We start from the raw sequence: 9,006 nt of genomic DNA, 5'->3' as shown, positions 1-9,006 counted from the left end.
TACTAACCCCACCCACGTTAACCGTCACGGTGGCGCCTGATTCTGCGCCGCCACCTTGCACGAGTACATCGTTATCCTCGCTGGCATTGACTTTGCCATCGCCTTCAATTGGCGTGGTGATCGTCAGTGCATTCGGCGCTTGGTTATCAAGTGTGATYGATGTGGTYGCCGCCGTTGAGGTATTCCCCGCGCTATCTACTTGCGTTGCTGATACCGTAAGCGTGCCATTATTCAGCGCGCTAATATCCAATTCGTTGCCTGACAAGCTCCAATTACCGCTTGAATCGGCCGTGGTTGTCGTACTAACCCCACCCACGTTAACCGTCACGGTGGCGCCTGATTCTGCGCCGCCACCTTGCACGAGTACATCGTTATCCTCGCTAGCATTGACTTTGCCGTCGCCTTCAATTGGCGTGGTGATCGTCAGTGCATTCGGCGCTTGGTTATCAAGTGTGATTGATGTGGTTGCCGCCGTTGAGGTATTCCCCGCGCTGTCAGCTTGTGTTGCCGACACCGTAAGCGTGCCATTATTCAACGCGCTAATATCTAGTTCGTTACCTGACAAGCTCCAATTACCGCTCGTGTCAGCGGTGGTGGTTTTAGTCACGCCGTCAATACTAACTGTAATTGTTGCACCAGATTCTGCGCCGCCACCTTGCACCAGTACATCGTTATCCTCGCTGGCATTGACTTTGCCGTCGCCTTCAATTGGCGTGGTGATCGTCAGTGCATTCGGCGCTTGGTTATCAAGTGTGATTGATGTGCTCGCCGCCGTTGAGGTATTCCCTGCGCTATCTACTTGTGTTGCCGACACCGTGAGCGTGCCATTATTCAGCGCGCTAATATCCAATTCGTTGCCTGATAATGTCCAATTACCGCTTGAATCGGCGGTGGTGGTTGTCGTCACGCCGTCAATACTGACTGTAATTGTTGCGCCTGATTCTGCGCCGCCACCTTGCACGAGTACATCGCTATCTTCGCTGGCATTGACTTTGCCATCGCCTTCAATTGGCGTGGTGATCGTCAGTGCATTCGGCGCTTGATTATCCAAGCTGACGGTCGTGGTTGCCGCCGTTGAGGTATTCCCTGCGCTATCGGCTTGCGTTGCCGATACCGTGAGCGTGCCATTATTCAGCGCGCTAATATCTAGTTCGTTGCCTGACAAGCTCCAATTACCGCTTGAGTCGGCCGTGGTTGTCGTACTAACCCCACCCACATTAACCGTCACGGTTGCGCCTGATTCTGCGCCACTACCTTGCACGAGTACATCGTTATCCTCGCTGGCATTCACTTTACCATCGCCTTCTATTGGCGTGGTGATCGTCAATGCATTCGGCGCTTGGTTATCAAGTGTGATTGATGTGGTTGCCGCCGTTGAAGTATTCCCTGCGCTATCTACTTGCGTTGCCGATACCGTGAGCGTGCCATTATTCAGCGCGCTAATATCCAATTCGTTGCCTGATAATGTCCAATTACCGCTTGAATCGGCGGTGGTGGTTGTCGTCACGCCGTCAATACTGACTGTAATTGTTGCGCCTGATTCTGCGCCGCTACCTTGCACGAGTACATCGTTATCCTCGCTGGCATTGACTTTACCATCGCCTTCAATTGGCGTGGTGATCGTCAGTGCATTCGGCGCTTGGTTATCAAGTGTGATTGATGTGGTTGCCGCCGTTGAGGTATTCCCCACACCATCTACTTGCGTTGCCGACACCGTAAGCGTGCCATTATTCAGCGCGCTAATATCCAATTCGTTGCCTGACAAGCTCCAGTTACCGCTTGAGTCGGCCGTGGTTGTCGTACTAACCCCACCCACGTTAACCGTCACGGTTGCGCCTGATTCTGCGCCGCCACCTTGCACGAGTACATCGTTATCCTCGTTGGCATTGACTTTACCGTCGCCTTCAATTGGCGTGGTGATCGTCAATGCATTCGGCGCTTGGTTATCAAGTGTGATTGATGTGGTTGCCGCCGTTGAAGTATTCCCTGCGCTATCTACTTGCGTTGCCGATACCGTGAGCGTGCCATTATTCAGCGCGCTAATATCCAATTCGTTGCCTGATAATGTCCAATTACCGCTTGAATCGGCGGTGGTGGTTGTCGTCACGCCGTCAATACTGACTGTAATTGTTGCGCCTGATTCTGCGCCGCCACCTTGCACGAGTACATCGTTATCCTCGCTGGCATTGACTTTGCCGTCGCCTTCTATTGGCGTGGTGATCGTCAGTGCATTCGGCGCTTGGTTATCAAGTGTGATTGATGTGGTCGCCGCCGTTGAGGTATTCCCTGCGCTGTCGGCTTGTGTTGCCGACACCGTAAGCGTGCCATTATTCAGCGCGCTAATATCTAGTTCGTTGCCTGACAAGCTCCAATTACCGCTTGAGTCGGCCGTGGTTGTCGTACTAACCCCACCCACATTAACCGTCACGGTTGCGCCTGATTCTGCGCCACTACCTTGCACGAGTACATCGTTATCTTCACTGGCATTCACTTTACCGTCGCCTTCAATTGGCGTGGAGATCGTCAGTGCATTCGGCGCTTGGTTATCTAAGCTGATGGTCGTGGTTGCTGCAGTTGAGGTATTCCCTGCGCTATCTACTTGCGTTGCTGATACTGTAAGCGTGCCATTATTCAGCGCACTAATATCCAATTCGTTGCCTGACAAGCTCCAATTACCACTTGAATCGGCCGTGGTTGTCGTACTAACTCCACCCACATTGACAGTGACTGTTGCACCAGACTCAGCGCCAGCGCCAGTGATCAGCAAGGCATCATCTTCTGCAGCACTGACCTTACCATCTGTTGATATTGGGGTAGTAATTGTCAATGTATTTGGTGTTTCATTATCAAGTGTGATTGATGTGGTTGCCGCCGTTGACGTATTACCCGCACTATCCGATTGAGTTGCTGAAACACTCAAACTACCATTATTTAACGAACTTATATCTAGTTCATTACCTGCAAGACTCCAGTTACCACTTGCATCGGCGGTAGCAGTTTTAGTGATCCCGCCAATATTTACAGTAACGGTTGCACTTGACTCTGCACCAGAGCCTTGCACCAGTACATCATTATCTTCTGCTGCATTAACTTTATTATCAATTTCAATTGGCGTTGTAATCGCAACAGCACTTGGTATTTGATTATCTAAAATAATTGATGATGTAGCGGCTGAAGATGTATTGCCCGCGGTATCTGTTTGCGTCACATTGATTGATAATGTGCCATTATTCAATGAACTAATATCAAGTTCATTGCCACCAGCAAGTGTCCAGTTACCGCTGCCATCAGCAGTAACAGTTCCTATCACACCATCAACCGAAACTCTTACCGACGCGCCGGCCTCAGCTCCACTGCCAGATATAACAACATCATTGTCTTCACTGGCGTTTACTTTACCATCACCTTCTATTGGTGTCGTAATTGTTGGCGTACTCGCACCAGCATCAATCGTGATGCTAAGCAATGCTGATAATGTACTATTATTTCCTGCCAGATCTGATGCATAAGCCGTTATTGTGTGTGAACCTGCTGATATAGCCGATGAAGGTGTGAAACTCCAAATACCACCAGCGGGGACTGTAACAGTACCTAAAACACCGTCGACATTTGAAGTCAGTGTAATAACATCTCCCACTGTCGCAGTACCATTTAAAGTCGGTGTGGTATCTGTTGTTATATTATCTGTATTTGAAGTTCCTGTATCACTGGCAGTATCTAAGTCAGGTATACTTGGCGTGCTTGGCACAACAGTGTCGAGTGTAATAGCAATGCCCGTTGACGCAACGGATACATTGCTAAGTGCGTCAGTCGCTTTTGCTGTAATCGTGTGTACAACATTTGCTGTCAGTTCACTCGTGGTGATTTCCCATGTTCCATCGGTTGCAGTGCCAGTACCAATTACCGTATTACCCGTTTGATTACTAAACAAGGTAATACTTGCCCCCACCTCTGCTAGGCCTGATAACGTTGGTGTAATGTCATTCGTATAATTATCAGTATTTAAAGACCCTGAATCTGAGCTTGCAATTAAATCCAGTGAAGTAGGTGCATTTGGTGCTACATCATCAGTAACAGTAATAGAAAATGATTCTTGGAAGGTCGATGTACTATCATCCGATTGTACGCAAACTATGTACGTACCACTTGAAATTGCGGATTGAGTCTCTAAAATACTGCCATTTATTTGAAAGCTACTATTACCTGCATTAGACGAGCAACTACCACTTGTCGAGGTATTTGGTGCCACCAACGTATATGTATGACTGGTATCATCAAGATCAGTTGAACTGATTGTTGCAACATCAGCCCCTGAGGCTGTGACAGATTGATTAATAGTTGTAGCAGATAATGAAATATCAGTAGGCGCATCATCTAGCTGCGTAATTGTCACTGTAGCCTGATTAGTTCCGGTACTGTTCAATACTCCATCAGAGAATATATAATTTAATGAAGCTGAGCTTGACGGATCATCTGAGTTATTAGCATACGTCAAGTTTTGTAATACAGCATCAACCACCGCAGAACTAGCATTACTATTAAATGTTAAAACCAAAGTTCCTGCGGAGTTGGTTGTAACAGTCCCGACGCTATTACCGTTATAAGTGAATAACTCACCTTCGGTAAGTACTCCTAAAAGGCCGGAATTACCAAATACATCTTTACTGCTTGCGCCACCGCTTCGATTAATCGTTAAACTTGCATTATTGTAATTTCCAACACTGCCATTGAGCGCATCAAGCTCAGTGTCGGCAATAGTTACGTCACTATCCAGAACAACAGCTGTCCCATTTTCTATAAATGTCGCCCCTCCATTGAGAGCACTAAATACAGGCGCTGAATTTGCTGAAATAAAGGTAATAACGGTATCTGATCCGCTATCAGCAACAGTAAATGCAAGATCATTGCCTGGTGCATTAGTCAGTGATAGTGTTAATTCTGAAATATTAAAATCAGTGGCATTCGTATCAACTTCTAATGTACTAGTACCATTAAATTGCACGTTTGCGGTTGAAAGACCCGTTACACCCGTTACGGTAATTGTGTCTCCAACCGCTAAGTCTGTAATCGTATCGCCATTGAGCTGTGAACTACTGCCAACAAAATTATCGTTGCCAGCATTACCTGTTAAGGTATCGGTTCCACTTCCTGGGCGCAAAGTATCAGCGCCAGAGCCGCCTTTAAATGTATCGTCACCATTAAAGTTTGATGATGTGATAGATAAAATATCCGAACTAAATGCACTTGCATCTAAGCTCACTGATGCCGAGATAGCACTACCGCTGGCATTTGAGAATGACACAGTGGCGCCATTAGTATCAAAGTTATCAGACAGAGTAATTGTGGTGTTACTATTTGTACCTAACGACAACGCCTCAATATCTGAGACCGTTGTGTTCGTAAAATTAAACGTACCACCGTCCATTAATTTCAACGTATCAATACCAGCAGAGCCTGTGATAGCAGTGCCAAAATCACTTATATTATTCGCATCAATAGATACCGTTGCCGCAGACGATAAGCTCAATGTACCAATATTAAAAAATGAACCTGCTGTTACATCCGCACCATCGATTGCACTTACACTATCGGCTACTGTCGGTTCGCCGAATAAAGTACCACTAAAACCAGCAGCACCAATTGCAAACGTGACCGAGGTATTACTAGAATTATCACTTATATTTTGAGTTGCTGAACTCACTGTTATAGTGCGGCTATTTGAAGAGTCATCCCCCACATTATATGTTTCAACATCAAAGAGTGTAGAGAAATCTCCATCCCCAGTAATATTCACAGTTTGCGTACCGAGAGCGGATATAGTGCCTGTAAAAGCAGCTTGTTGCGAGCGCGTCATAGACACTGTTGCGCCACTGGCCAACGTTAAATTTTCAATATCGCTAATCGTAGCTGCCGTGATATTAGCACCCGTTGAAAGGGACAATGTATCGTTGACTGTACCCTTACCTGTTAGTGCTCCGGTTAATGTTAAACTACCCGCAACAAAAGTGACGGCATCTGTTTCTGAATTCGCGGTTATATTTTGAGAAGCAGAACCAATTGAAATCGTTCGCGTATTTGTGCTGTCATCACCAATTGAAAATGTTTCAATATTGCTAAGCGTCGTTAAATTACCATCACCCGATACAGTAATAGTTTCAGATCCAGGCGCTGTTACTGTGCCTGTAAATAAGCCTACTTGTGATGCTAAAAAATTAACCGATGAGTTGGATGCTAAGGTCAGGTTTGCAAAATTAGATACTGTAGCGCCTGTTATATCAGCACCTGTTGTCATGCTTAAGGTGTCGCTGCCACCATTTGCATTGAGTGTACCCGAAACCGTTAAACCTGCAATATTTACCGTATCTGCGCCCGCGCTACCGGTTATATTTTGGGAGCCATTTGATAGCGTAATTGTATTTGCAGTGCTCAACACATACGTTTCAATATCACTCGCAGCAACTAACCCATCCGTTGTCGCAGAAATAGTAATTTGATCTGTACCTGCGCCTGAAATTGTAGAAAACGCATCATGCTGCGCTTCTTTCATCGTGACAGATACGCCGCCGCTCAAATTAAGCGTTTCAAAGTTTGAAATCGTTGCCGCCGCTAAACTCGCGCCATCAGCTAGCGTAAGTGTATCTGTGCCATCCCCACCATCGAGAGTTCCTCGGTACGAAAAGTTGGAAATATCGACTGAATCAGCTAAATTACTGCCTGTAACAGACTGATCTCTATCTACAAGCGTTAATGCAATTGGTGTATTCAAAACGTATGTTGCAATAGTGCTATTGGCCGTTAAATTTGCATCGCCCCCACTGCCTGCTGCAATTGTAAATATGGGAGCACCGCTCCCCGAAATAGTCGTAAATTGCTCATGCTGCGCTTCAGTTAGCGTTAAAGTGGCGCTGCTAGGCATTGTTAATGTTTCAAAGCCTGTTAATGTAGTAAAAGCCGTTAAATCGGATCCAGTCGGAACGTGAATGGTATCTGTACCCGTGCCACCATCAGCCACTGAACCTGTAATATGTGATGGATTGCTTATCGTTAATGTTTCGGAGTCACTACTAAACGTTATTGCCGGATTTAAATTTGTACCATCTAAGGTGCTAAAACCCGCTGCTGTAGAGCTAGCTGCTGTAAGATTAGCCACTGAAATTGTCGCGGTACGGCTAGTACTGTTTTCAGTGCCATCATTGATAACAACTGACACTGTCCGCGAAGTTGTGTTGGGCGACGAACTGGTATTGTTATACGTGATTGCTTTAAGGAAAGTGGTAACTTCAGCCGTTGTTGCAGTTGCACCTGTAATAGAAATTGTGTCTTGTAAACTAATATCTGATGCACCACTTACACCCCCAAGTGCATTTTGCGCACTGGCAGATACATTAAGACCTTCAAACACCCCGTCTTGATCATTTGTTAATGCAACGGTTATTGTTGTTATTGAGTCGCCATCACTATCACCGGCTTCAGCATCGGGTGCAATCACGGTAGCAGGGCTGCCTTCAGTAAACGCCGAAAAACTCCCTGTACCTGGAATCCCACCATTTAAATCAACAGCTGGGGCTGAATTTGCTGGCGCAGCAGTAAATTGAATATTATCAACGCCCACATGAGACGAATTAGAAGGGTAATCATAACTCATTGTTACAGAATTAACCGATGTCCAGTCACCTGGTGTTAAGGTGGCAATAGAGCCAACAATAGCCGGATCATCCGCATCAATACTGACCGCCGTACCACTATCTGGTGTAAAAATATAAATACCATCTGATAGATTAGAAATTTCACCCATTTGAAACTGGCTTATATTTATCGGTGAGCTAAAGGTAATGGTCCAAGTATCACTATTGTTAGAGATGCCAGGATCTAAAAAGCCTGCAGTAAGGGTTATATTATTACTGTTTGACTGAGTTGCTGTTAATGTAATACCGTCTACCGTGGTCGTTAGCGTTGGTGTTCCAGAGCCAGATACTGAACTAAAATCATATGTCCCTGCAACAGCATGTGTGCTATAAATTGCGGACATAAACAAGGCTAGTTTTGTCATTTTATTATAGTTAACACACATGCTCTGTGGGTTAACATACTTGGGAAATACGAAATCAAAATGCATTGTTTAAATCCTCTATATATGCTCACTCTTAGTAACTAGCTTTACTCTAACTTTCGCTAAAACTGGCGCTTACTTTTAACGAAAGTTCAAACTGTTGAACGTATATCATCGTCACTAAGCCCGATGATATACGTTTTCACAACAACCAATTACAGTTTAAATAGCAGCTACTAGCGCGCTATTAATTACACCTTAGCTAACAACTTAACCAGAATATGGCTAGCTCCTTGATGGGTAAATCCCCTGCAAAGCTACTAACCAGTTAAGTGGTAACAAGGGGTTAATTATTCCAATCGGTTCGGAACCTCCTGTTGTACCTACAGTCACGGTTCCACCCTCACTGCCACCACCAGTTACTGTAAGACCCGGTAAGTCTACTAAGTCAACCCCACCTAATCCAGGTGCCACATAGTTATCACTAGTACTACCTGCTGCTAAGTAAGTGCTTGTACTTGGCGTTGTAGATGTGCCTCCATTAGTAGCAACTTCAAGTTTTGCTGCAATAGGGCTACCACCACCCGAGGGCGTAAAAATAGCAGTATGAGAATGGGCTGGCATCTGGCTTGTAGCCAAACTTATACGCTCAGTCCCCATCATTATGCCTTGTCGATAATCATGCCCTCCTCGCATCTGCCCTTGACCAACTGGGCTACGACCTCGTAAATCTGGCAAAGCAAAGGTGGTACGAGCATCGCCACCATACATCGCCCCAAACAATGAAAACAAAGCCGTATTCTCGCTAATTGCCTGCATCTGCCCCCAACACATACCCCAACTCTCAATGGTAAAAGTACCGCCGAACGCAGTAAGTGTGCCAATAAATGGTTCAGTAGCCATATTTAATTCCTCATAATTTGTTTTATACTCTTGTTGCAAAACAACACAAACAG

2 protein-coding genes are annotated in these 9,006 nt (G+C 45.7%); both read right to left on the bottom strand.

Features of this window, described 5'->3' with window-relative positions; genetic code table 11:
• A partial coding sequence (locus ADS77_RS20690; protein ID WP_235575826.1) for an Ig-like domain-containing protein occupies window positions 1-8,116 on the bottom strand: 8,116 nt, incomplete at its 3' end.
• Window positions 8,117-8,335: 219 nt separating this feature from the next.
• Complete coding sequence (locus ADS77_RS20685) at window positions 8,336-8,953, bottom strand: phage tail protein (RefSeq protein ID WP_054456096.1); 618 nt, start codon at window positions 8,951-8,953, stop codon at window positions 8,336-8,338.
• Window positions 8,954-9,006: the final 53 nt, after the last annotated feature.

Source organism: Pseudoalteromonas porphyrae (genome assembly GCF_001298125.1).
GTDB classification, from domain to species: Bacteria; Pseudomonadota; Gammaproteobacteria; order Enterobacterales; family Alteromonadaceae; genus Pseudoalteromonas; species Pseudoalteromonas neustonica.
The sequence above is the reverse complement of the archived record's forward strand: the minus strand, read 5'-3'. Positions and strand labels throughout refer to the sequence as shown.

Excerpts from the sequence above, each read along its gene's own strand:
- ADS77_RS20685 (WP_054456096.1), bottom strand. The coding sequence starts at position 8,953 with ATGGCTACTGAACCATTTATTGGCACACTTACTGCGTTCGGCGGTACT.